Genomic DNA, 23,787 nt, shown 5'->3' on the forward strand with positions numbered 1-23,787 from the left:
GATCACGCTTCGCCGCCGACCGCCGCCGACGAGAGCGGCTGCGCGCGTGTATCGGACACGACACGCCCCCGGTCGATGACGATGACGCGGTCCGCCATCGCGATGGTCTCCGGACGGTGCGCCACGATGACGCGCATCGCGCCGAGCGCGGCCACGCTCGCGTTGACGCGGCGCTCGGCCGCGACGTCGAGGTGGCTGGTGGCCTCGTCGAGCATCAGGATCCGCGGCCGCTTGTAGATGGCCCGCGCCAGCAGCAGGCGTTGCCGCTGACCGCCCGACAGCCCGGTGCCGATGTCGCCGATCTGGGTCCGGTAACCCATGGGCAGCGCGGCGATCTCCTCGTGCACGGCGGCCTGGCGCGCGCAGTCCGCCACGCGTTCCAGGTCGGGCGCCGGGTCGAAGAAGCTGATGTTCTCCTCGATGCTGCCCGCGAACAGCAAATCGTCCTGCATCACCGTGCCGACGATGCGGCGGTAGGCGTCCAGTCCAAGCGCTTGCACCGGGTGCCCGCCCACCAGCATCTCGCCGCGCGTCGGGCTCAACAGGCCCAGCATCAGCTTCACCAGCGTCGTCTTGCCGCTGCCCGAGGCGCCGGTCAGCGCGACGCATTCGCCGGGCTCGATCCGCAGGTCGATGCCCGACAGCACCTCCGGCTCACCGTCGCCGTAGCGGAAGGCGACGCCGCGCAGTTCGATCGATGCGGGCAGACGGCTCAGGTCCACGGAGTCCGAGGCGCCGGACTCCTCGGCCGGCGTGGCCAGGATGTCGGACAGCCGCTCGCCGTGCAGGCGCAGCATGCGCAGTTCGAAGAGCTTGTCGATCAACGCGCCCATCCGGTCGCTGAACTGGTCCTTGTAGCTGAGGAAGGCCAGCAGCATGCCCACGCTCATCCGGGTGTCGAGCACGGCCAGCGCGGCCAGCCAGATCACGGCGATGCGCTCGATGCCGAAGATCAGGCCGCGCGCGGTCTCGTAGCCGACCGACCAGCGCGCCAGGCGCAATTCGGCGTTGAACTCGTCGGCCAGCAGGTGCATCCAGCCGAGGCGGCGCAACTCGCCGCGGCCGAACAGGCGCACCGCCTGGGCGCCGCGCACCGATTCGAGGAAATGGGTCTGCTGCAGCGCGCCGCAGCGGATCCGGTCGGCGGTGGCGGCGCGCATCGTCCGGAAGACGCTCCAGCGCAGCAGCCCGTACAGCAGCACGGCGCCCAGCACCACGGCCGTCAGCGGCCCGCTGTACATCAGCATCACGGCGAGCGTGACCAGGGCCAGCAGGCCGTCGATGACGCCCTCGATGAACTGCGTGGTGAGCGTGTGCTGGATGGTCTCGATCGAGCCGAAGCGCGACACGATGTCGCCGAGATGGCGCTTCTCGAACCACGCCAGCGGCAAGCGCATCAGATGGCCGAAGGCGCGTCCCTGCCACTGGAACGCCAGGCTGGTGGAGAGCACCGTCGTCATCCACGAGCGCACGGCGCCGAGCGCGACGCGGATCGCCGCCAGCAGCAGGAAGCCCAGGCCCAGCACCATCACCAGGCCGTGGTCGCCGGTGCTCAAGGCGTGGTCGGTGAGTCCCTGCAGATGGAACGGTGCCGCCAGCGCCAGCGCCTGCAGCGCGATGCCGAGCACCAGCACCTGCGCGAGCGAACGCTTCAGGCCGGTCACGGGCCCGAGCAGCGCGCGCCAGCGCTGCGGCCGGACGTCGGCGGGCGGCGGGGCCGCGCCGTCGATGGCATCGAAGTCCTCGTCGGGGGCGAGTTCGAGCGCGATGCCGGTGAAGCGCCGCGACACCTCCGGCATCGGCACGCGGCGGCGTCCGCAGGCGGGATCGACGATGGTCACGCCGCGGCGCGTCACGCGCTCCAGCACGACGAAGTGCGTCATGTCCCAGTGCAGGACGCAGGGCAGCGACAGGTCCTTGAGCTCTTCCAGCTCGAGCTGCAGCGGACGGCTGCGCAGGCGCAGCGCGGCCGCCATGTCGATCAGGCCGGCGAGCGTGGCGCCGTGCACCGAGATCGAGAAGCGGCGCCGCATCGCCGGGAGATCCATGCGCCGGCCCCAGTGGCTGGCGATCATCGCGAGGCAGGCGGCGCCGCATTCGGCGGCTTCGTCCTGGCGCAGCTCGGGCGTGCGCCGCCGCGGCCGGAAAGCCAGGACGAGGCCGTCAGGCATTCGCGCCCGCCCGTGGCGATGGCGGTTCAGCCCTGCGCGGCAGCACGGCGTTGTGCGCGGCCGGACTCCAGAGCCAGAAGAAGCACCGGACGATCTCCGGCGGGGTGCCGTATTCGTCCAGGTCACCCCGGGCTTGGGTCGCGCCCCCTGCGACATTCCTCAGTTCATTCGCTTTCAAGACTCTCATGCCATTCGCTCCATGGCGGTCGACGACAGGCGGGCACGGCGGGCCGACCGAAACGCCGCGTCCGGGGTGCCGCGGCGACACCCACCCGGCTAGTGCGCCGCCAGGCCCTGATCGAGGAAGGGAAGACGGATGCGCGCGTCCCGTTCGACCGGGACGGCCTCAGTGGCCGGCATCCGGCGGGGACAGCGCGTCGCCCAGCTGTTTCAGGGGATCGATGAGCCACTCGTAGAGGCGGCGCCGCTCGAGCGGCGCAACGGCTTCGAGCGTCATGCCCGGCCGCAGCGCATGGTCGGCGCCACGCGCGGACAGCGATTGGCGGGGCAGGCGCACCCGCACGCGGTAGGCGGGCGGCTCGCCGGCAGCCGCGGGCTCCGACGCGATCAGGTCGACATCGCGCACGCGGCCCTCGATGGCGCCGAACTTCTGATGCGGGAAGGCGTCCAGATGCAGCCTCACCGCCATGCCTGGCGCGAGGAACGCTGCCGCGTGCGAGGGCGCGCGCAAGTCGGCCTCGAGCTCGCCGTCCGCCGGCCAGAGCTGCGCGAGCAGTTCGCCCGCGGCGACGCTCTGCCCCGGCTCCGCTCGAAGTGCCGAGACCACACCGGCGCGCGGGGCGCGGATCAGGACCTCGCGGCGCCCGTCGTGTTCGGCCAGTTCCTGCTCGATCGCGGCCAGCGACCGGGCGGCGGACTCGTCGTCGCGGCGCAGCTGCAGTTCCAGGTCTCGCGCATCCTGGAGCACCGCGGCGCGTTCGCGGCGCGCGGCGGCGCTGGCGCGCTCCTGCTGCGACAGGCGCTGGCGGGCGTCGATCAACGCGGCCTCGCGTTCCTGCGCGGCGCTGGCCGTGCTCATGCCATGGGCCTGGAGCGCGTGCTGGCGATCGAGTGCCGCGCGGTCCAGCTCGACGCGGCGGTGCGACAGGCGGTGTTCGTCCTCCAGCCGGCGCAGATCGCCATCGAGCGCCGCGATCCGATCGCGCAAGGCCGCCAGGCGCTGGCGCCCCTGCGCCTGCCGATGGCCGGTGTCGGCGATCAGGCTGTCGCGGCGATGCGCGATCAGGCGCGACACGGCGGCGTCGGTGCTGCCGCCCCGCGCATCGCCGCGTTCGCTGCCGAGCAGGAAGAGGCCGTCGCCCGCGCGAACGGATTGGCCCTCCGCCACGCGCCGCTCGACGACCCGGCCGGCCCGGTCCGCGACGACGCGCAGCACGCCGCCCGAGGGCGTGAGCACGCCCGGCAGCCGCGCGGTGGCACTGGCCGAGAAGCACAGGATGAAGGCCAGCAGCGCCGCCACGATCGCGGCGGCGAGTGCAGTGAGCACCGCGAAGCTCACGGGCCGCGCCAGCAGGATCGTGCCGTGCAGCGCGTTGCCCTCGCGCTGGGCCTCGGCGCGGAACAGCGCGGCGGGGGCGTCAGGCGACGGTGGGTCAGAAGACGTCAAAGCCGAAATGGCCGGGATTCAGTCCCGGCCATCCCCATTCGTCCTGAGGATCAGCCGGAGGAGCCCCCAGGACATCGGGGCTGGCGCCGCAGGCATCTCACCGACACCCGCAGCGCTAGTGGATCAAGGCGCCTCGACCGGCAGATGGCTCTTGCGAATGCAAGCTCCCGTTCGTCGGGATCTCTCCCCGGTCCGCGCCGCGGAGCGCGCGTCAGAACATCACGTGACGCCGGCCCCACCCCGCCCAGCCGGGCTGCAACGCCCGAGGGCTGCTGGGCGCGCGCTTGACCTGCATCGCCACCGCGACGATGGCCTGCAGGATCACGCCGCCGCTGACGGCATGGACCTGCGCCTCGGACAACTGCCGCATGCCGCGGGCTCTCACGAGCCCTGCCTACCGTCGGCTGGCTTGGGCGTGGGGGTCAGCTCCTTCACCACCGCGACGGACAGCAGCGGCGGGCACAAAACCCCCAGAAGCCAATCCCACCACGCCGCGCCGCCGCCGTGAACGCAATCCATCTCTTGTTCATTCAAGGTTTGCATCGCCATGTTTCCTTCCGTCGAAACATCCGGTCCTGATCAGGACGCGACGGCGGTTCCAGGACCAGCACCTCGCCGCCGCGGGGCGTCTGTGCGACGCCCACAGCGCTAGTGCACCGCCCTGCTCCCGTACGCCTGCGGCGGCGCGCGAGGTGACCATCCCGTTTCGCCGGGTTCAGCCGTCAATGCCCCGCGTGCGCGGTCCCCTCTTCTGCCGGCGAGTGCTCGACGGGGAACGGCGCGAACCAGGCCAGCACGATCGGCGGCAGCGAGAACACCAGCACCCAGCCGAAGAAGCTCGCGTAATGCTGGCCCACGCCCGCGAACAGCCAGCCGCTGACGCTGCCCGTGGCCCACTTGGTCATCGCCATGACGCCCGTGGCCATCGCGTAATGCGTCATCTTGAAGGGCCCCGGCGCGATCTGCTGCATCATGTACAGCATGTGCCCGACCGAGCCCATGCCGAAGCCGAACTTCTCGATCGCGACGACGGCGCCGATCCACCACAGGTCCGCCGGCAGCGCGTGGCTGAGGTAGTAGTAGGTCAGGTGCGGCAGGTTGAGCGCGATGGCCAGCAGCAGGAACGAGCGCCGCAGCGTCATCTTCGCGGCGATGAAACCGCCCAGGAACGCGCCCGCGATGAAGGCCACCGTGCCCGCCGTCCCGTAGATGTGCCCCAGCGCCGCGTTGTCCAGCCCCAGCCCGCCCACCGTGCGCGGATCGAGCAGGAACAGCGGCCCGAACTTCTCGATGAAGCCCTCGCCGAAGCGGTAGAAGAACACCACCGCCAGCATCATCCAGATCGACGGCTTCTGGAACAGCGTCGTCCAGGACTCGCGCAGCGAGACCATCGCAGTGCGCAGGTCTTGCCCGTGCACCGCCGCCGGCGCGCCCGGCGGCAGCACCCGCAGGTGCCACAGGCCGAAGCCGCCCATCATCGCCGCGGCGCCGAGCATCACCGCCATCCAGCACTGCACCCAGGTCCAGCCCAGCGCATCGTGCAGCCACCCGGTCAGCGACACCAGCAGCCCCGACGCGACCACCGCGCCCAGGTTCCAGCACATGCCCTGCAGGCCGGCGTAGCTGGCCTGCTCGCGCGGCGGCATCGTGGTCATGAACACGCCATCGGCCACGATGTCCTGCGTCGCCGACGCGAAACCGGTGATCCAGAAAAAGGCCAGCGACGCCCGCAGGAAGCCCTCCAGCGGCAGGCAGAACGCGATCGCGCCGATCGACGCCATCATCACGAACTGCATCGCGATCACCCACCAGCGCTTGGTCTTGTAAGGCTCCAGCAGCGGCGACCACAGCGGCTTGAGCACCCACGGCAGGTACATCTGCGAGGTGTACAGCGCGATGTCCTCGTTGGACACGCCCATGTTCTTGTAGAGGATCGCGGCCACCGCGCCGACCAGCACGTTGGGCAGCCCCATCGCGAGGTAGAGCGTGGGGACCCAGCTCAGCGGATGGCGGGCCGGCTTGTCCGCGGCGGCTTCGGCCTCGGCCGCGGCCCGCGCAGGCTGCGCCCCATCACCCGGCAGCCGGGAAAGATCTGCACTCATGCGTTGTCTCCTGTTTGGCGCGCAGCATAGAACACCATGACAACGTTGTCAGCCTGGGGAATCGCCTGAGCGGCACCGAGGAAGCGCTGGCGCCCGTCGAAGCAGCCGCCTCTCCCCTGCCCTCTCCCCCTCGCGGGGCGCGAGGGAGTTCGTCACGGAACGATCTGCGGATCTGCCAAGAGGTCGTGAAGGTTTGGAGATGGTTTCGTGACGGCAAGGTTTCCGACGGGTTCGGAGCGCACGCTTGCGAAACCTCCCGTAACACCCGTCCATACCGGGTTAACAACATGTCCATCCTCCGCAACTTCCGCATCGGCCGGCGCCTCGGGCTGGCCTTCGCCGCCATGCTGCTCCTGTTGTGCTTCATCGCGGGATTCGGCATCCAGCAGATGGCCCGCATCAACGCCAACGTGCAGGACCTCAACCAGAACTGGCTGCCCAGCGTCGCCAAGCTCGCCGACATGCAGGACGCCGCCAACCTGGCGCGCCGGCTCACGCTCCGGGCCGTGCTGGAGAGCGACGAGAGCCGCCGGACCAAGATCGTGCAGGACCATGACGCTGCGACGCGCGAGTTCGACAAGGCGGCCAGGATCTACGAGTCGTCGATCACGCCGGGCCGCGAGCAGGAGCTCTACGCCCGCATCCGCGAGGCCTGGAAGGCCTACCAGGACGCCGACGCCGAACTGGCGAAGGTCGTCTCAGGCGGCGAAGCCCAGCACGAGGCCGCCCGCAAGCTTTCCGCCGGCGCCTCGTCGGTCCTCTTCACGAGCCTGGCCGAGGCGATCCACGCCGACGTCAACTTCAACCGCGAAGGCGGCGACGCCGCGGCGAAGGAAGCGGCCGTGTCCTACGCCGACGGGCTGCGCGTGACGCTCATCGCCGTGGCCATCGCGCTGGCCATCGGCGTCTGGCTGGCCTGGCAGGTGACGCGCTCCATCACCGCGCCGATCGCGCAGGCGGTCCGGGCCTCGGAAGACGTGGCCGGCGGCGACCTGACCATCGCCATCCGCGCCCAGGAGCGCGACGAACCCGCCGACCTGCTGCGCGCCATGGCCCGCATGGTCGACCAGCTCGGCCGCCTGGTCGGGCAGGTCCGCGACAGCAGCGAGAGCATCGCCACCGGCTCCCAGGAAATCGCCCAGGGCAACGCCGACCTGAGCTCGCGCACCGAAAGCCAGGCCAGCAGCCTGCAGCAGACCGCCGCGTCGATGGAGCAGCTGACCAGCTCGGTGGCCCAGAACGCCGCCTCGGCCAGCCAGGCCAGCCGCATGGCGGCCGAGGCTTCCGGCGCCGCCGGCGAAGGCGGCCAGGCCGTCGGCGACCTGGTCCACACCATGCAAGGCATCAGCGACGCCTCGCGCCGCATCGGGGACATCATCGGCGTCATCGACGCGATCGCTTTCCAGACCAACATCCTGGCGCTGAACGCCGCCGTCGAGGCCGCCCGCGCCGGCGAGCAGGGCCGCGGCTTCGCGGTCGTGGCCTCCGAGGTCCGGGCGCTGGCGCAGCGCTCGGCCGGCGCCGCCAAGGAGATCAAGGATCTGATCCAGGCCAGCGCGCAGCAGGTGGACACCGGCGCCCGCCAGGCGGTCAGCGCCGGCGAGGTCATGCAGCGCGTCGTGGCCCAGGTGGGCCAGGTCGACACGCTGATCCGCGAGATCTCCGCCGCCACCCAGGAGCAGAACGGCGGCATCCAGCAGGTCGGCGACGCCGTCACCCACCTGGACCAGGTCACCCAGCAGAACGCCGCGCTGGTGGAGGAAAGCGCCGCTGCGGCCGAGAGCCTCAACGGCCAGGCCCAGCAACTGGCCCGTCTGGTCAGCCAGTTCCGGCTGCGCGCGGCGATTACCTAAGTCACGAGGCCGCGAGGCCCCCGCTGGCTATCCTTTCCTCCGGTCAAGAAGGACAGCCAGATGCTCACGCCGCGTTCGGGAAACCAGGATTCCAAGCACCCCTCTCACTGGGCCGCCACCGCGGCCCGCAGCGCTTTCTTGGCGCTGATCGCCGTTGGCGCGCTGGGCGGGTGCTCCTCGATGTCCAGCCTCAACCCCTTCGGCCCGGGCGCGCCCAAGCCCACCGAGGTGCGCGGCACCATCCAGGCCTCGGCCCAGCTCAACCCCAGCGTCACCAAGCGCCCTTCCCCGCTGCTGGTGCGCGTCTATGAGCTGAAGTCGGCCAACGCCTTCAACGCGGCCGACTTCATCAGCCTCTATCAGAAGGACCAGGCCGAGCTCGGCACGGAAATGGTCGCCCGCGAGGAAATGACCCTCCAGCCGGGCGAATCCCGCCCGATCAACAAGAAGACGCTGTCGCCGGAGACCCGCTTCATCGCCGTCTTCGGCGCCTACCGCGATCTGGAGCACGCGCGCTGGCGCGCCGTGGTCCCGGTGATCGCCGGCAAGAAGCAGGAAGTCCTCATCCAGGCCGACGAACTGTCGGTCAGCGCCTCGGTCAAGCAGCCGTGAGCTGGCACAGCAAGGTCATCTGGACGCAGGGCATGTTCCTGCTGCCTCACCATTTCCAGCAGGAAACCCGTTATCTGGAGCACCTGGTCGACAGCCGCGCCCGCGCGCTGGCGCCGCATGGCTGGGGCTTCACCGAACTGGTGCTGGACGAGGCGCTGCTGAGCGTCGGCCGCCTGGGCATCGTGCGCGCGAGCGGCATCCTGCCCGACGGCACCCCCTTCCAGATCCCGCAGGCCGACGCCGCGCTGGCCCCGCTGGAGGTCCCCGCCGACCTCAAGGGCGACATGGTCGTGCTGGCCGCGCCGATCGCGCGCCCCGGCACCGACCAGGTCGCCTTCAACGGCCATGACGGCGGTGAACTCCATCGCTACCACGTCGTCGATCAGGACCTGCGCGACCAGACCAGCGCCGGCGACGAGCCCGAGCCCGTCCAGACCGGCGCGCTGACGCTGCGCCTGCTGCCCGCGCGCGAGCTCAACGACGCCTATGCGGCGCTGGGCGTGGCCCGCATCGCCGAGCGCCGCGCCGACCAGCAACTGGTGCTGGACCGCAGCTACATCCCGCCGCAGACCCGCATCGACGCCAGTGGCCACCTGTCCGCGATGGCCTCGCTGCTGCACGGGCTGGTGCGCCAGCGCGCGCAGCTGCTGTCCTCGCGCATGGGGCAACTGGGCAACGGCGTGTCCGAGCTGGCCGACTTCCTGATGCTGCAGGCGCTGAACCGGGCCGATCCGCTGTTCCGCCAGCACGCCGCGTCGCCGCACGTCCATCCGGAAACGCTGCACCGCGACTGCCTGCAACTGGCCGGCGACATGGCGACCTTCGTCAGCGACACCCGCCTGGCCTCCGAGTACCCGCTGTACCGCCACGACGACCTGCGCGGCAGCTTCGCGCCGCTGCTCGAGGACCTGCGCCGCATGCTCAGCGTCGTGCTGGAGCGCAACGCGCTGCAGATCGATCTGACCGAGCGCACCCATGGCGTGCGCACGGCCGTCGTGCCCGACGCCGACCTGCTGCGCAGCGCGAGCTTCGTCATCGCCGTCAATGCGCAGGTCGCGGCCGAGCAACTGCGTCAGCGCTTCCCGGCGCAGTCCAAGCTGGGCCCGGTGGACCGCATCCGTGATCTGGTGAACCTGCAGCTGCCCGGCATCGGCCTGCGCGCGCTGCCCGTCGCGCCGCGCCAGCTCCCGTTCCACGCGGGCTTCCACTACTTCGAGCTGGACCGCGGCGGCGAACTGTGGAAGCAGCTCGAGCGCAGCGGCAGCCTGGCGCTGCATGTCGCCGGCGACTTCCCCGGACTGGAGCTGGAGCTCTGGGCCATCCGGCAGTAAGCGCCGTATACGGCGCCACGCCTGGCCCCTCCGCCCTTCCATCGATCAAGACAAGTAACCTCCGGGAGCCGGCATGGACCCCTCCGCGCTCAACGATCCGTTCGCAGGCTTCGACGATCAGCGCACCTTCATCAAGCCCCGGCCGGGCGGCGCGCAGGCGCCGCGCGGCGCTTCGCCGTCCCCGGATCCGGTTCAGCCCGACGCCGCCCCTCCGGCCGCCGGGCTCAACGCGCTGCTGACGCTGGCCAACCCGCTGCTGCTGCTGGTCCCTCAACTGCGCGCGACGCGACGCGTCGACGACGTCGGCGCGCTGCGCAACAACCTGGCGCAAGGCATCCGCGACTTCGCCAGCCGCGCCGCCGCCGCCGGCATTCCGCCGGAGCGCGTCATGGCCACGCGCTACGTGCTCTGCACCATGATCGACGAGGCCTGCGCCGACACCCCGTGGGGCGGCTCCGGCGTGTGGGCGCGGCACAGCCTGCTGTCGATGTTCCACAACGAGACCTGGGGCGGCGAGAAGGTCTTCCAGCTGATGGCGCGCCTGGCCGAGAAGCCGGACGCCAACCGCGACCTGCTCGAGCTCATCTACGCGGCGCTGACGCTGGGCTTCGCCGGGCGCTACCGCGTCATCGACAACGGCCCCGCGCAGCTGGAGGCGGTGCGTGACCGCCTCGCCCAGATCCTGAAGCAGCAGCGCGGCGACTACCCCGCGGCGCTGGCGCAGCACTGGCAGGTCGAGGCCACCGTCCAGCGCCGCCACATCGGCTGGCTGCCGCTGGCCGCCACCGCCGCGTTGACGGCGCTGCTGCTGGTGGGCGTCTATCTGTCGCTGACGCTGTCGCTGGCGGAGCGCTCCGATCCGGTGTTCGGACAGATCCAGTCGCTGCGCCTGTCGCCGCCAGTGGTGGCACCGCCACCACCACCGGCCAAGCCGCGGCTCGCGCAATTCCTGCAGTCGGACATCAAGGCCGGCCTGGTCGCGGTGCGCGACGAGGTCGACCGCAGCGTCGTGACGATCCGCGGCGACGGCCTGTTCGCCCCGGCCAGCGCGACCATCGTCCCGGAGCGCGAGGCGCTGATGACGCGCATCGCCGACGCGCTGACGCAGGTGCAGGGCACGGTGCTGGTGACCGGCCACAGCGACGGCACGCCGATCCGCACGCCGCGCTTCCCGTCCAACTGGCACCTGTCCGAGGAACGCGCCAACACCGTGCGCGAGCTGCTGGTGGCACGCCGCGTCGCGCCGGAGCGCATCCGCGCCGAGGGCCGCGCCGACGCCGAGCCGGTCGCCCCCAACGACACCCCCGCCAACCGCGCGCTCAACCGGCGCGTGGAAATCAGTCTGATGGTCAATGGCCGGGCGCCCGAGGCGCCGGCGCGCGGAGCTTCGCGATGAAACGCGTCCTGGGATGGATCTTCAACCGCTGGGTCCTGCTGGCGGTGCTGGTGCTGGCGGTCGCGCTGCTGATCTGGATCGTCGGCCCGCTGGTGGCGATCGGCGAGGCGCGCCCGCTGGACACCGAGCGCTCGCGCTGGATCACCATCGGCGTGCTGCTGCTGGCGGTGGCGCTGTGCATCGCCTGGTCGCGCTGGCGCGCCAGGCGCGGCAACACCGCGGTGGTGAACCAGTTGCTGCAGCAGCCCGCCGGCGAGACGCCGGAACGCGAAAGCGCCGACATGCTGGCCGTACGCGAGCGCTTCCGCCAGGCGCTGCAGATGCTGCAGCGCTCGCGCTTCGGCGCGGAGGGCTCGGCCGGGTTCGCGTCCAAGCTGCGCTCGCGCTTCGGCGGCCGCTACCTGTATGAGCTGCCCTGGTACCTGATCATCGGCGCCCCCGGCTCCGGCAAGACGACCGCGCTGCGCCACAGCGGGCTGAACTTCCCGCTCGCCGAGCAGATGGGCGACCATGCGATCCGCGGCGTCGGCGGCACGCGCCACTGCGACTGGTGGTTCACCGACCAGGCCGTGCTGATCGACACCGCCGGCCGCTTCACGACGCAGGACAGCGACCCGGACAACGACAAGGCGACCTGGAGCGGCTTCCTGCAGATGCTGCGCCGCTCGCGCCCGCGCCAGCCGATCAACGGCGCGCTGGTGACGGTGTCCGTGACCGACCTGCTGTCGCGCAGCCCGGCCGAGCGCGCCCAGCACGCCGCCATGGTGCGCGCCCGCGTACAGGAGCTGCAGAAGGACCTGGACATCCGCTTCCCGGTCTACCTGCTGGTCACCAAGGCCGACCTGCTGTCGGGCTTCATGGACTACTTCGCGACACTGGACAAGGACCAGCGCGCCGCCCCCTGGGGCTTCACCTTCGCGCGCGGCAGCGCCACGCCGCTGGCCGGTTTCGGCGCGGAGTTCGACGCGCTCGAGCAGCGCCTGCAGAACGGCCTGATCGACCGCCTCCAGGCCGAGCGCGATCCGCAGCGCCGCGCCCGCATCTATGGCTTCCCGGCGCAGTTCGCGAGCCTGCGCGCGCTGCTGGCGGAGTTCGCCGAGGGCGTCTTCGCGCCCACCCCGTACGAGGCGCAGCCGCAATTGCGCGGCGTCTACTTCGTCAGCGGCACGCAGGAAGGCACGCCGATCGACCGGGTGCTGGGCTCGGTGGCGCGCAGCTACCAGATCGAGCATGCGGTGCTCCCGCCCAACCAGGCCAGCGGCCGCAGCTATTTCCTGAACCGGCTGCTGGGCGAGGTCGTGTTCGCCGAGGCCGGCCTGGGTGGCACGCACCGCGGCTGGGAACGCCGCCGCAACGCGCTGGCGCTGGCCGGCTACGCGGTCGTGGCGATCGCCGGCATCGGACTGATCACCGCCTGGACCGTCAGCTACTTCAACAACCGCAAGTACCTGGAAGACACCTCGGCCCGCGCCGACCAGGTGCGCGAGCTGCTGCAGTCCACGCCCAACCGCGCCACCGCCGACCTGCTGCCCATCCTGCCGGCGCTGCAGGCCACGCGCGCGCTGGCCGCGGTCGACGACCACGTGCCGCTGTCGATGCGCATGGGCCTGTTCCAGGGCCGCAAGCTCGACAGCGCGGCGCGCGCGTCCTACCAGCGCATGCTGGGCGACGCGGTGCTGCCGCGGCTGGTGCTGCGCATCGAGGAACAGCTGCGCCAGGGCGCCGCGACGCCGGTCACGCTCTACGAGGCGCTGAAGGCCTACGTGATGCTGCATGATCCGCAGCACTTCGATGCCAGGGCGCTGAAGCAGCACATCGAAAGCGACTGGGAAACGACGCGGCGCGAGCTGACGCCGGACCAGCGCGAGCAGCTCGGCGCCCATCTGGACGCGCTGCTGTCGCAGGGCGGCATCGCCTCGCCGCTGCCGGAAGACGCTTCGCTGCTGACGGCGGTGCGCACGCAGCTCGCGACACAGCCGCTGCCGCAGCGCATCTACAACCGGCTGCGCGCGCAGGGGCTGGGCAACGAGTATCCGGAGTTCACCGTCTCGCGCGCCGGCGGCCACAACGCGCCGCTGCTGTTCACGCGGACCAACGGCGCGCCGCTGTCGCAAGGCGTGCCGGGCTTCTTCACCCGTGACGCCTACCTGCGCGGCTTCCAGCCCCGCGTGGGCCAGGTGGCGGACGAGCTGGCGGCGGAGGAGCCCTGGGTGCTCGGCGTCGCCGCCGCGCCCAAGGACGCGCAGGCCATCGTGCGCGCCAACGCGCCGCTGGTCGACGACGTGCGCCGGCTCTATCTGAACGACTACGCGGCGGCCTGGGAGGCCTTCCTCAACAGCGTCAAGCTGCTGCCGATGGCCACGGTGCCGCAGTCGGTGGAGCGCTCGCGCATGCTGTCCGCGCCGGACAGCCCGCTGGGGCCGTTCCTGCGCGCGGCTTCGCGCGAAACGACGCTGACCCAGCCCGGCAACGCGATCGAGAACGCCGAGCGCCGCGCCGCCGACCTGGTCCAGCAGACCCGCGAGCGCGTGGCCGGCATGTTCGGCAAGCCGGGTCAGCCGGGTGCGCAGCCGGACCCGAACGCGCCGCGCATCGAGAGCATCGTCGACGACCGCTTCACCGCGCTGCGCAGCATGGTCACCGCGCCGGCGGGCGGCGGCAAGGCGCCGCTGGACGAGACCGTCGGTCTGATCGCCGAGGCCAACATCATGCTCACGGCCGCCGATTCGGCGCTCAAGGGCGGCAGCGCGCCGCCCCCGTCGCCGGTGCCCACGCGCCTGAAGGCGGCCGCGGCGATGAGCCCGGAGCCGCTGCGCACCATGCTCGACGACCTGGGCAGCAGCAGCGCCCGCGTGTCGCAGGGCGCGATGCGGCAGAACCTGGCGATGGAGGTGCGCTCGCAGGTCGGCGAGTTCTGCAACCAGGCCGTCGCCGGCCGCTACCCGCTGGACCGCAACTCGTCGCGCGACGCCACGCAGGCCGATTTCGCGATGCTGTTCGGCCCTGGCGGCAAGATCGACCAGCTGTTCCAGCAGAAGCTCGCGCCCTACGTCGACACGACGACCCGGCCGTGGAAGTTCCGCGCCGTCGAGGGCACGCCGCTGGGCGCGGACAGCGGCACGCTGCCGCAGTTCCAGCGCGCGCAGGCGATCAAGGAGACCTTCTTCCCCGGCAGCGCCACGCCGTCGCTGCGGCTGGACTTCAAGCCGGTCGAGATGGACACCACGATCCAGCAGTTCATCCTGGACGTCGATGGCCAGATCGTGCGCTACAGCCACGGCCCGCAGATCCCGACCTCGGTGCAGTGGCCGGGTCCGCGCGGCAGCTCGCAGGTGCGGGTGCAGATCAGCCCGGCCAGCACCAGCGGTTCCTCCGGCATGGTCAACGACGGTCCGTGGGCGCTGTTCCGGATGTTCGACCGCGTGAAGATCGAGAAGACCAACGCCCCGGAGCGCTTCCGGGCGACCTTCGACGTGGACGGCCGCAAGGCGGTCTTCGAGATCACCGCGAGCAGCGTCCGCAACCCCTTCCGGCTGCCGGAACTCAACGAGTTCCGTTGCCCGAGCGGCCTGTGATGACCAGGAGAGCCCGACGATGAGCGTGCTGCCCGAAGCCCTGAATCCCTCCGGCGAAGCCGCGCCCGGCTGGTACGGCAAGGTCGCCGCCCTGGGCGATTTCGCGCAGCGCCGGCTGCCGCAGCACTTCGTGCGGCACAGCGATGCCTGGCTGTCCGGTGTGATGCAGGACCTGCCCAAGGTGCTGGGTCCGCGCTGGCTGGACACCTATCTGACCGCGCCGGTGCTGCGCTTCGCATGGGCGCCGGGCGTGGTCGACATGAAGTGGTGGTTCGGCGTGCTGATGGCCAGTTGCGACAACGTCGGACGCTATTTCCCGCTGGTGATCGCGCAGCCCAGAACGCAGCCGCCGGTGGACCGCGCCGGGCTGGATCACCTGGACCGCTGGTACACGGTGCTGGCCAACGCGGCGATGCGCACGCTGGAAGACACCGCGACGGTGGATTCGCTGGAAGCGGCGCTGGCCTCGACGCCGCCCTGGCCGGCCAGCCATGCGGCCACGCTGCCCGCGCCCGAGAACGCCGTGCAATGGGTGACATACACCGCGCCGGCCAGCCTGCTCACCTCGGCAGTGCCGATGCTGGCGGCGGGCGAGCTGATGGAGCGCCTGGCCGGCTGCACGGTGTGGTCGCCCAATCCGGAGCCGGGTGGCCAGGTGCACATGCGCTGGGGCCCGGGCTTGCCCTACGTGGAAGCCTTTGCCGCGATGCTGACCAAGCAGGCGGCCTGACCGGCGCCTGGCGCCGTCCCGTGAGACAGTCGGCGCCAGGGAGAGCCAACATGACGACATTCGGACGCCGCCTGGCGCTGGGGTTTGTGCTCGCGGTCGCTGTGCTCGGTATCGTGGGCGCGGTGGCCCTGCGCAGCGCCTTCCTGATGGAGGACGCCGCTGGCGGCGTGACGCGCAGCCACCAGGGCCTGCGCCTGCTGGCCAACCTGCTCAACGAGATGTCCGAAGCCGAAGCCGCGCAGCGCGCCTTCATGCTGACCAAGGACGAGGCCTACGTGGCCGCGCTGGACAAGTCGATGGGCGAGGTCAAGGACGGCCTCGCCGCGATGCGCGCGGCGCCGGTCTGGGCCTCCCGCGGCAAGGATCTGGACGACACCCAGCGCGACATCACCGCCCTCTTCCAACTCTTCCGGGAACGCATCGCCGAGCGCCGCTCGATCACGATGGAAGAGGTCACGCGCTCGCCCAAGGTGGCGCTGGTGCGCCAACGCATGGAACAGCTGCGCGCCCGCTTCGAGCGCATGGAGCGCGATGAGGTCGCGCAGCTCGAAGCCCGCAGCGGCGCGATGAGCGAGACCACGCGCCTGGTCAAGTGGGTGGGGCTGGGCGGCTCGCTGCTGGGCCTGCTGATCGTGGCCGTCACCGGCGTCGCGCTGCAGCGGCTGCTGGCCGACATGGTCGGCGCGGCGGCCGCCGATGTCGCCCGTCAGGCGCGCGAGCTCGAGGCCTCGTCGCTGCAGCAGGCGGCCGCGGCCAAGCAGACCTCGTCCTCGGCGCTTGAACTGACCGCCACGATGCACGAGGTGCAGGCAGCCGCGAACCAGATCGCGCAGCGCTCCTCGGAGGTCGAGGAGATGGCCTCCGCCAGCGCCCAGTCCGCGCGCTCGGGCGGCGTGGCGATGCATCAGGCGCGCGAGGCCACCGTCACGATGCAGCGCCAGATCGACCTGGTGGTCACGCAGATGACCACGCTGGGCAGGGAAGTCCAGGGCGCCTCGGTGGTGCTGGGCGCCATCGAGGATCTCGCGGAGCGCACCAACATCCTCGCGATCAACGCCACCATCGAGGCCTACAGCGCGGGCGAGGCCGGTGAGCGCTTCCGGGTCGTGGCCGACGAGATCCGCCGTCTGGCCGAGAAGGTCCGCGCGGACGCCTTCGACATCCGCAACCAGCTCGAATCGATCCGCAACGTCTCCAACGCCACGATCATGTCCACCGAGGCCGGCGCCAAGGCGGTGACCACCAGCGCGACGCTGTTCTCGGATGTGGCATCGATGTTCGCGCTGATCTCGGAGCGCGTCGGCGCCTCGGAGCTGGCGAGCAAGGAGATCAAGATGGCCACGCACCAGCAATCCAGCGCCGGACGGCAGCTCGAGACCGCACTGGTGGACGTGGGCCGCGCGACCACCGACGCCGAGGATGTCGCACAGCGCAACCTTCGCACCGCCGAGGCCTTGTCGCGCACCGCGCAACGCCTGAGCGCCTTCGTCGCGTCGCCGGCCATCCGGCGAGTCGTGCCCGCTGGCAACCGGGCAAGCCCGGCCGAAGCGTCCGCCCCGCCCGACGCGCCTGCTCGGCCCGCTCAGCCTTCTTGACCCGTCAGGGACGCCTGCCCCTCCAGCGCCCACGCGCGGCTCACAGCGGCATCCGGCGCGTCGACTCGTCCTCGTCCTCCGCTTCCAGCGGAATCGGTCCCGACTCGACCGCCAGCTCGTCGGCCATCTCGCCGGCCTCGCCGGCCGGGGCTTGGGCGGCCTCGGCCAGGGCCGGTTCGCCCACCCACAGCGCGATCGCGCTGAAGTTGTCCTGGTCCGGCAGCCCGCGCTCCTCGATGGCGGCGCGCATCGCGGCCAGCCAGTCGTCGGGCGAGGCGGAGTGCTTCAGCGTGGCATCGATCAGCGCATCGCCCGCGCTGCCCCACCAGCCGTCGCTGCACAGCAGAAAGACATCGCCCTCCTGCAGCGGCTGCGGCGCGGTCGTGTGCGGATGCAGTTCGTCCTCGATGCCCAGCGCGGCCACCAGGTGATTCTTGTGCGGATGGTCCTCCGCCTGTTCGGGCGTCAGCAGCCCGGCCTCGATCAGCATCTGCACGACGCTGTCGTCCTGCGTGATGGTGTCGATGCGGCCGCCGCGGATGCGATAAAGGCGCGAATCGCCCACATGCGTCCACAGCGCGAAGCCGCGCTGCGCGTCGACGCACAGCGCCACCACGGTGGTGTGCATGCGGTCGCGGCCGGTGCCCTCGACGCCTCTGCGCACGTCGTCGTGCGCGGCCAACACCGCGCCGGTGAGCAACTCGGGCCGCCACGGGAGCGTGGCGTCGCCCAGGCTGGTCTGCATGCGATGCACGGCGCGGCGCGCCGCCTCGGCGCCATTGCGGTGGCCGCCGGCCCCGTCGGCCAGCACGGCATACCAGCCGGGGCCGTTCTCGTGGGCCACGACGGCATCCTCGTTGTTGGCGCGCGCGCCTTGTTCACTGCAGGCGGCGACCCGGATCTTGAGCATGGTGATAACGACGTGTAGGACGGATGGCGGGGCTCAAGCCCCGCTCTGATGTGGTTGCGGAGACGGCGACGGACCCGGCCCGTTCTGGCTCAGGCGCTCGAGCTGGTCCTCGTAGGCCTCCAGGAAGGCCTTGCCGAAGAGGGTGTGGAAGTCCTCCTGCGCCTCGTCGCGGATGGACTCGAAATGCTGCAGGTAGAGCTCCCACAGCTTGGCCTTGCGGTTCATCGCCAGCACGCTGTCGAGCACCGAGCGGCTGGTCAGCTTGGCCTCCAGCGCCGAGGGCTGGAAGCGCGTCAGCACGCCCTCGAGCGCCGCGCGGGTGCCGGCCATCGTGCCGATGGTGTGGCCCACCAGGTCGCGCATCGCGTCCTGCATCGCCGCGGGGCCGGGCAGGAAGCCGCGCACCGGCGGCTGCAGCAGTTGCTCCAGCGCGGACTGCGGATCGGGCGAGAACTTGAGCGGGTTGTTGTCGCGCGAGCGGATCACGGTGACCTGCGCGCGCAGTTCGTGCTTGGTGGCCGCGCGCACAGCCATCATGCGCAGCGCGCCGTCGACGCAGGCATTCAGCAATTGGCCGATGACGCGCATCAGGTCCGGATTCAGGCCTTGCGGCGGCGCGGCCATGCGCACGCCGGCGCCTTCGCAGAAGGCGTTCCACAGCGCGGCGGTGTCGGCTGCCGGGCCCGAAGCGGCCGTTGCCGCCGGGGCTGGCGGGAGCGCGTGCACCGCGGCGGGCGGCATGACAGGCGGCATGATGGGCGGCGGTGCCACGGGCGGCATGACCGGAGCTGCCACGGCCGGGGCCGCGGTGGCTGGAATGACGGGACGCACCGGCGGCGGCACGGCCGCCACGGGCGGGATCGGCGCGGGCGGCGAAGGGGGCAATGGCGGCGGCGCGGGGACACGCACTTCCGGCGGACGGAAAGCCGAATGCAGCGCCGGCGTGTGATCCGGCAGCGCCGGCGTCTGCGGCTCCGGATTGACGGCCGGGGCCGCGGCGCCAAAGAGCGCCAACGGGTCGGACGACAAGCCGTTGCGCGCGCCGGACTCGGCGGTCGCGCCGGCGCCGGCCATGAAACCGGCCAGCGGATCGGACGCGCCGGGCTTCAACCCGAAGAGGTCGTCGAGCGAGCGGTTGCCGTCGCCCGGCACGAGGTCGGCGAAGGCGCCGCCGAAGCCCAGATCGTTGGACGGCGCCACGGTCGGCGCGGGTGCCTGGGCGCCCGGCAGGTCAAGGCCGCCGAAGGGGTCGAAGGCGGCCTTCGTTCCGGCGGCCGGTGCCGCGGGCGCCGTCGGTGCCGGAGGGGGGGCGAAGGGATCGAAGTCGTCCGGCAGCAGCATCGGGCCGGTCGGCGCGGGCGGGGGAGCCTGCACCGGCGGCGCGGCGAACGCCGACAGCGGCGCCGGCGCGGCGGGCGCCGTGCCGAAGACATCGGCCGACGGCGGCAGGCCGCCCAGCAGGTCGGCGAACGGATTGGAGTCCGACAGCGCCGCCGGCGCCGGGGCCGCGAATGGCGCAGGCGCCGGCAACGGGGCCGGGCCTTGCGTGATGGGGCGCGCCAGGTCCGGCGCGCGGCGGATCACGGTGGCGCCGCTGTCGTCGACGAGGTCGCTCTGCACCTCCAGCAGGTAGCCGCCGATGCGGATCTGGTCCTGGTGGCGCAAGGGCACGGCCTGGCCCTGGGCCACGGCCTGGCCGGCGACGGTGATCGGATTGGCGCTGCCGACGTTGCAGATCACGAAGCTGCCGGCCTCGGCGCGGATCTCGGCCTGCTGGCGGGAGATGTGGCGCTCCGGATCGGGCAGCGCCATCGTGTTGTGGTCGGCGCGGCCGATGGTCCCCCCGGTGGCGTCGAAGCGCGCGGTGATGGGCTGCGTCAGGGGCAGGTCGTTGAGCGACACCGCGCGCAGGGTGAGGGTCATGGGGGCTGCCTTTGGGACCACGGGAAACTGACAGGGATGTTTCCGTGTCAGAGCGCACGCTTCAATGAACGAAAGTCACCTCCAGGGGGCTTAACGCTGTTTCATACTCCACCCCGCTCGAATCCCGACGTGATGCCGATGTCGACCTTCTTCCGTCCCGATGCCCCGACTCCCCTGACCCCGGCCGCCCTGGCGGCGCGGGGTCGCGGCCTGACCGCCGGCTCCGCGCTGCTGCTCAGCGTGCTGCTGCTGGCCGGCTGCCAGACGCCGGCTCCCCCACCCCCGCCCCCGGCCGAGCCGGTCGTCGCCGCACCGCCGCCCCCGCCGCCTCCCGAACCCGCGCCGCCAACGCCCGCCGAGCAGGCGCTCGCGCAGAAGACGGCGATGCAGTCGATCGAACTGCTCGAGACCGGCCAGGAGGAACAGGCCCGCGCCGAGTTGCACCGCGCGCTGCAGCTGGATCCGAACAACAAGCTGGCCGTGAGCCTGATGAAGCAGATCACCGCCGATCCGGTGGCGCTGCTGGGCCGCGAGTCCTTCGCCTACACGGTGCAGTCCAGCGACACGCTGTCGCGGATCGCAGGCCGCTTCATGGGCGACATCTACGCGTTCTACATCCTGGCCCGCTACAACGACATCCGCGTGCCGCGCCAGGTGTCGGGCGGCCAGGTGCTGCGCATCCCTGGCAAGCCGCCGGCGGGCCCGCTGTACCCGCGCCCGGGCAAGGCCGAACCCAAGGTGTCGCCCGCGGCCGCCGCGGCTGCTGCAGCCGCCGCCCAGACTGCGGCTCCGGCCGCCACGCCCGCCGCCCCCCCCGCCCCGCCGCCCGCGCCCGAGATCTCGGCCGGCGAAAAGGCGATGCGCGCCGGCGAGGCTCATGAGCGCGTCGGCCGTCTGGACAAGGCGCTGGAGGAATACCGCCGCGCCGAAGCCGCCGATCAGCCTGGCGCCTCCGCGAAGGTCGAGGCCGTGCGCAAGAAGCAGATCGCCCGCGCGACGCTGGCGGCCCGCACCGCGTTCGCCAAGCAGGATCTGGCCGGCGCGATCAAGGGCTGGGACACCGTGCTGCAGCTCGATCCCGAGAACGAGCTGGCCAAGCTGGAGCGCCAGAAGGCCGTCACGCTGAAGGCCAAGGCCGATCAGCTGAAATGAGCCCGCCGCCGCATGCGCGGCGACGGACGACGAAAGAGGCGCCGCGTGCGCCTCTTTTTCATGGCGCATCCGTGAGCACGGCGTGAGCGCACGGTGATGGATGACGCCATCGGTTGGAATTCCGTGCGAGCAACGCGCGAGCGCGCGCCATCGCTCGCTGGGCGACGAATCTGACGTTACGATCCGCAGCCTCTTTACGTTGCAGCAACATGGATATCCGCACTCCGCGCAATTTCGCCATCGACTGCCTGCGCGGCGTTGCGATCCTGCTGGTGGTGGTCCACCACCTGGCCCTGCCCTTCCGCCTGCCGCTGGCGCCCAGCCTGATGGGCGGCTGGATGCCCAAACGCCTGATCGACGCCCTCAGCTTCAATGGCTACGAAGCGGTGTTCATGTTCTTCGTGATCTCGGGCTTCCTGATCGCGACCCGCATCCTCGAGCGCGACGGCGATCTGCGCCGGGTCGAGCTGCGGCCCTTCTATCTGGCGCGCGCGCGGCGCATCCTGCCGCTGCTGCTGCTCGTGCTGGCGGTGCTGACGCTGCTGGCGCTGATCGGGATCGAGGGCTTCGCGCCGTCCGGCGAGCAGAGCGTGGCGGGCCTGCTCGGCTCGGCGCTGAGCTTCACCTTCAATTGGTATGAGGGCCGCACCGGCTGGGCGCCGGCGGCGTGGGATGTGCTCTGGTCGCTGTCGATCGAAGAGGTCTTCTACGTCGGCTTCCCGTTGATATGCATGGTGTTTCCGCGGCCGCTGCTGGTGGTGGCGCTCGCGGCGCTGGCGGCGGGTCTCGTGCCGCTGCGTTCGCTGGTGCCAGTCAGCAACGAGGTCTGGTGGGAGAAGGCCTATCTGCCTGGCATGGCCGCGATCGCCTGGGGCGTGCTGGCCGCCCTCGCCGCCCGGCGCTGGCGCCCGGGGCCGCGCGAGGCGCGCGCGCTGGCGGTCTTCGGCGGCTTCTGCGTGCTGCTGGTGATCGGCTGGGGCGACCTGGTGCATCGCCACCTGTTCAAGTCCGGCATGTATGGCCTGTGTCTGGGCACCGCGCTGATGCTGATCGCGTTCCGCGCCCAGCCGGCGGCGCCGCGCCGCGGGCTGCGCTGGCTGGCGCGCATGGGGCGGCTGAGCTACGAGCTCTACCTGTCCCACATGTTCATCGTGCTCGGCGCCGTCGCGCTGTATCGCGAACTGCTGGGACCGTCGCAGGCCTGGACCTTCGCGGTCTACCTGCCGGCCGTGGCGCTGTGCGTGGCACTGGCACTCGTCCTGGAGCGCCTGGTCGCCAGACTGCCGATCAACGCCGCGCCAGCGAGCAGCAGCGCCCAGCTCGCCGGTTCCGGCGCGGTAGAGATCGGCGCCGCTGACAGCGCGTAGTCGAAGCCCGAGGCCGACGACACCTGGTAGTTCACGCGGTGACCGTACCAGTCGGTCACCTGCGAGATCCCGCCCCAGTAGATCGACGGCGCGTCCGCGCTCAGCACGCCGGTGGTCACGAGGCCCAGCGTGTTGAGCGTGCTGCTGAGCTCCATGTAGAACTCCAGATGGGTCGCCGAGCCCGCCAGGATGGCCGCGGCGAAGCTGTAGACGCCGTAGATCCGGCCCATCTCGCCGCTGTTCCAGTGGCTGGTGGTGGTCAGGCTGCCGTCGTAGCCGAGCTGGGTGCTGCTGTCCCAGGCGGTGAGGTAGCTGTCATCGAGCCGATGGACCAGCGTCCAGTCGAGCGAGCCCGCCGTCTTTCCGGCGCCGCCGGGCGGCGTGATCGGCGAGATCGAGCCGCTGGTGCCGCCGGCGATCACGATGTTGTAGTGGACGACGAGCTCGTTGTCCCAGCCACCGTCGGTGCGCTGGAAGGTCAGCGTGTCGCGCTGGTAGGCCGAGAGCGAAGTCGATGCACTGCCGGTGCCGGCAAAGCGGCTGCTGGCACTGCCCGACAGCACGCCCGGCCCGATGCGGGTCGACGCCCAGGCGCTCGATGAATAGGCATGGCCCAGTCCGGCACCGGTGTCCGTGGCCGAAGCGCTGAGCGTGCCGGGACTGCCGGTCTTCGTGCGCGCGTCAGTGACGCGCCCGGCAGTGGCGTTGACGGTCTGCACGGGCTCGTCGGGCGGCCAGAACTGCGCATGGGCCATGGACGACGCCGCGAGCATCGACGCGGCAAGAAGGAACGGCTTCATGAAAAAAACATCCTCGATCGGTCGCGCGGCGCGCGGGTCGCCAGCGCGAGCAAACGGGACGCCCATGCCCCCTGCTTCGGGGGCATGGGGCGCAGCGGCAGGACGAAACGAATGGACGCGCGCCGCCAGGCGGGTAAGAACGCGGATTGCTCGGATGCTCAACGGACCCTGCGTTCAAGCGTTCCCAACCCACGACCTGAAGGAGCCTTCATGGAAGCCCAGCAACTGCATCGCGGCCGCCTCATCGATCACCTCCAGCTGGTGGTCCGCGACCTGCCCGCCAGCCGCAAGTTCTACGGCGCGATCCTGCCCCTGCTGGGCGTGCCGATCGGCGGCGAGGGTCCCGGCTATTTCTGTGCGGACGAGCTGTTCGTCTCGACCGCCGACAGCGATGCCGCGCAGGGTCATCTCACCGGCCGTCACCACCTGGCCTTCCAGGCCAAGGACCGGGCGGCGGTGGACGCCTTCCACAAGCTCGCGCTGGAGAGCGGCGGGCGCGACAACGGCGCCCCCGGCGAGCGGCCCTATCACCCCGGCTACTACGCTGCCTTCGTGCTGGATCCGGACGGCAACAACATCGAAGCCGTCTTCCATGGCGAGGCGCAGCGCAGCGCGGCCTCGGTCACGGTGACCTTCTGAGGCG

At 71.3% G+C, this 23,787-nt stretch carries 17 protein-coding genes and 1 pseudogene; 10 read left to right on the plus strand and 8 right to left on the minus strand.

The annotated features are described in order from the left end of the window. Positions 1 to 2: 2 nt before the first annotated feature. The 5 genes from ABDW61_RS05340 to ABDW61_RS05360 form a co-directional block, all read right to left on the minus strand. On the minus strand, positions 3 to 2,171 hold the full coding sequence (locus tag ABDW61_RS05340; protein WP_343636975.1) for a peptidase domain-containing ABC transporter: 2,169 nt from the start codon (positions 2,169 to 2,171) through the stop codon (positions 3 to 5). A gap of 346 nt (positions 2,172 to 2,517) precedes the next feature. After that, complete coding sequence (locus ABDW61_RS05345) at positions 2,518 to 3,798, minus strand: HlyD family efflux transporter periplasmic adaptor subunit (RefSeq protein WP_343636976.1); 1,281 nt, start codon at positions 3,796 to 3,798, stop codon at positions 2,518 to 2,520. Positions 3,799 to 4,009: 211 nt separating this feature from the next. Further along, a complete protein-coding gene (locus ABDW61_RS05350; RefSeq protein WP_343636977.1) occupies positions 4,010 to 4,168 on the minus strand; it encodes a hypothetical protein in 159 nt (52 codons plus the stop codon). 11 nt (positions 4,169 to 4,179) lie between these two features. Next, positions 4,180 to 4,341 (minus strand): hypothetical protein, encoded by a 162-nt coding sequence (locus ABDW61_RS05355; protein WP_343636978.1) that lies wholly within the window; start codon positions 4,339 to 4,341, stop codon positions 4,180 to 4,182. A gap of 179 nt (positions 4,342 to 4,520) precedes the next feature. After that, positions 4,521 to 5,900: an MFS transporter gene (locus tag ABDW61_RS05360; protein WP_343636979.1), complete on the minus strand. Its 1,380-nt coding sequence runs from the start codon at positions 5,898 to 5,900 to the stop codon at positions 4,521 to 4,523. Between the two features lie 287 nt (positions 5,901 to 6,187). On the opposite strand from ABDW61_RS05360, the gene ABDW61_RS05365 reads away from it, so the two are divergent. From ABDW61_RS05365 to ABDW61_RS05395, 7 genes are all read left to right on the plus strand, one after another. Continuing rightward, complete coding sequence (locus tag ABDW61_RS05365) at positions 6,188 to 7,753, plus strand: methyl-accepting chemotaxis protein (protein ID WP_343636981.1); 1,566 nt, start codon at positions 6,188 to 6,190, stop codon at positions 7,751 to 7,753. Between the two features lie 138 nt (positions 7,754 to 7,891). Then, positions 7,892 to 8,365, plus strand: coding sequence for a type VI secretion system lipoprotein TssJ (gene tssJ / locus ABDW61_RS05370; RefSeq protein WP_343636983.1), 474 nt, complete (start codon positions 7,892 to 7,894; stop codon positions 8,363 to 8,365). Continuing rightward, the gene (gene tssK / locus ABDW61_RS05375; protein WP_343636985.1) at positions 8,362 to 9,696 is read left to right on the plus strand and encodes a type VI secretion system baseplate subunit TssK; all 1,335 of its coding nucleotides are present in this window, start codon (positions 8,362 to 8,364) and stop codon (positions 9,694 to 9,696) included. The genes tssJ and tssK overlap by 4 nt, the downstream gene beginning before the upstream one ends. Before the next feature lie 73 nt (positions 9,697 to 9,769). Beyond that, entirely contained in the window at positions 9,770 to 11,092 is a 1,323-nt protein-coding gene (locus tag ABDW61_RS05380) for a DotU family type VI secretion system protein (protein WP_343636987.1), read from the plus strand. Next, entirely contained in the window at positions 11,089 to 14,667 is a 3,579-nt protein-coding gene (tssM, locus tag ABDW61_RS05385; protein ID WP_343636988.1) for a type VI secretion system membrane subunit TssM, read from the plus strand. Before ABDW61_RS05380 ends, tssM begins: the two co-directional genes overlap by 4 nt. Positions 14,668 to 14,686: 19 nt before the next feature. After that, positions 14,687 to 15,397, plus strand: a complete 711-nt coding sequence (gene tagF / locus ABDW61_RS05390) for a type VI secretion system-associated protein TagF (protein ID WP_343636990.1) — start codon at positions 14,687 to 14,689, stop codon at positions 15,395 to 15,397. A 50-nt stretch (positions 15,398 to 15,447) separates the two neighbouring features. Continuing rightward, positions 15,448 to 16,992, plus strand: coding sequence for a methyl-accepting chemotaxis protein (locus tag ABDW61_RS05395; RefSeq protein ID WP_343636992.1), 1,545 nt, complete (start codon positions 15,448 to 15,450; stop codon positions 16,990 to 16,992). 40 nt (positions 16,993 to 17,032) lie between these two features. Here ABDW61_RS05395 and ABDW61_RS05400 read toward each other — a convergent pair whose 3' ends face one another. Together ABDW61_RS05400 and tagH are read right to left on the minus strand one after the other, a co-directional pair. Continuing rightward, positions 17,033 to 17,902 (minus strand): protein phosphatase 2C domain-containing protein, encoded by an 870-nt coding sequence (locus tag ABDW61_RS05400; protein WP_343636993.1) that lies wholly within the window; start codon positions 17,900 to 17,902, stop codon positions 17,033 to 17,035. Positions 17,903 to 17,935: 33 nt separating this feature from the next. Continuing rightward, positions 17,936 to 19,825: a type VI secretion system-associated FHA domain protein TagH gene (tagH, locus tag ABDW61_RS05405; RefSeq protein ID WP_343636995.1), complete on the minus strand. Its 1,890-nt coding sequence runs from the start codon at positions 19,823 to 19,825 to the stop codon at positions 17,936 to 17,938. 132 nt (positions 19,826 to 19,957) lie between these two features. Here tagH and ABDW61_RS05410 point away from each other — a divergent pair, with 132 nt between their 5' ends. Both ABDW61_RS05410 and ABDW61_RS05415 read left to right on the plus strand, forming a co-directional pair. Beyond that, positions 19,958 to 20,977 (plus strand): LysM domain-containing protein, encoded by a 1,020-nt coding sequence (locus ABDW61_RS05410; protein WP_343636997.1) that lies wholly within the window; start codon positions 19,958 to 19,960, stop codon positions 20,975 to 20,977. Between the two features lie 209 nt (positions 20,978 to 21,186). Further along, a pseudogene (locus tag ABDW61_RS05415) lies at positions 21,187 to 22,170 on the plus strand (acyltransferase); the annotation flags it as partial. Between the two features lie 23 nt (positions 22,171 to 22,193). Here the strand turns inward: ABDW61_RS05415 and ABDW61_RS05420 are convergent. Next, positions 22,194 to 23,144 (minus strand): PEP-CTERM sorting domain-containing protein, encoded by a 951-nt coding sequence (locus ABDW61_RS05420; protein ID WP_343636998.1) that lies wholly within the window; start codon positions 23,142 to 23,144, stop codon positions 22,194 to 22,196. 210 nt (positions 23,145 to 23,354) lie between these two features. Here ABDW61_RS05420 and ABDW61_RS05425 point away from each other — a divergent pair, with 210 nt between their 5' ends. After that, positions 23,355 to 23,783 (plus strand): VOC family protein, encoded by a 429-nt coding sequence (locus ABDW61_RS05425; RefSeq protein WP_343636999.1) that lies wholly within the window; start codon positions 23,355 to 23,357, stop codon positions 23,781 to 23,783. Positions 23,784 to 23,787: the final 4 nt, after the last annotated feature.

Source organism: Roseateles sp. (assembly GCF_039595595.1).
Taxonomy (GTDB): Bacteria; Pseudomonadota; Gammaproteobacteria; order Burkholderiales; family Burkholderiaceae_C; genus Roseateles.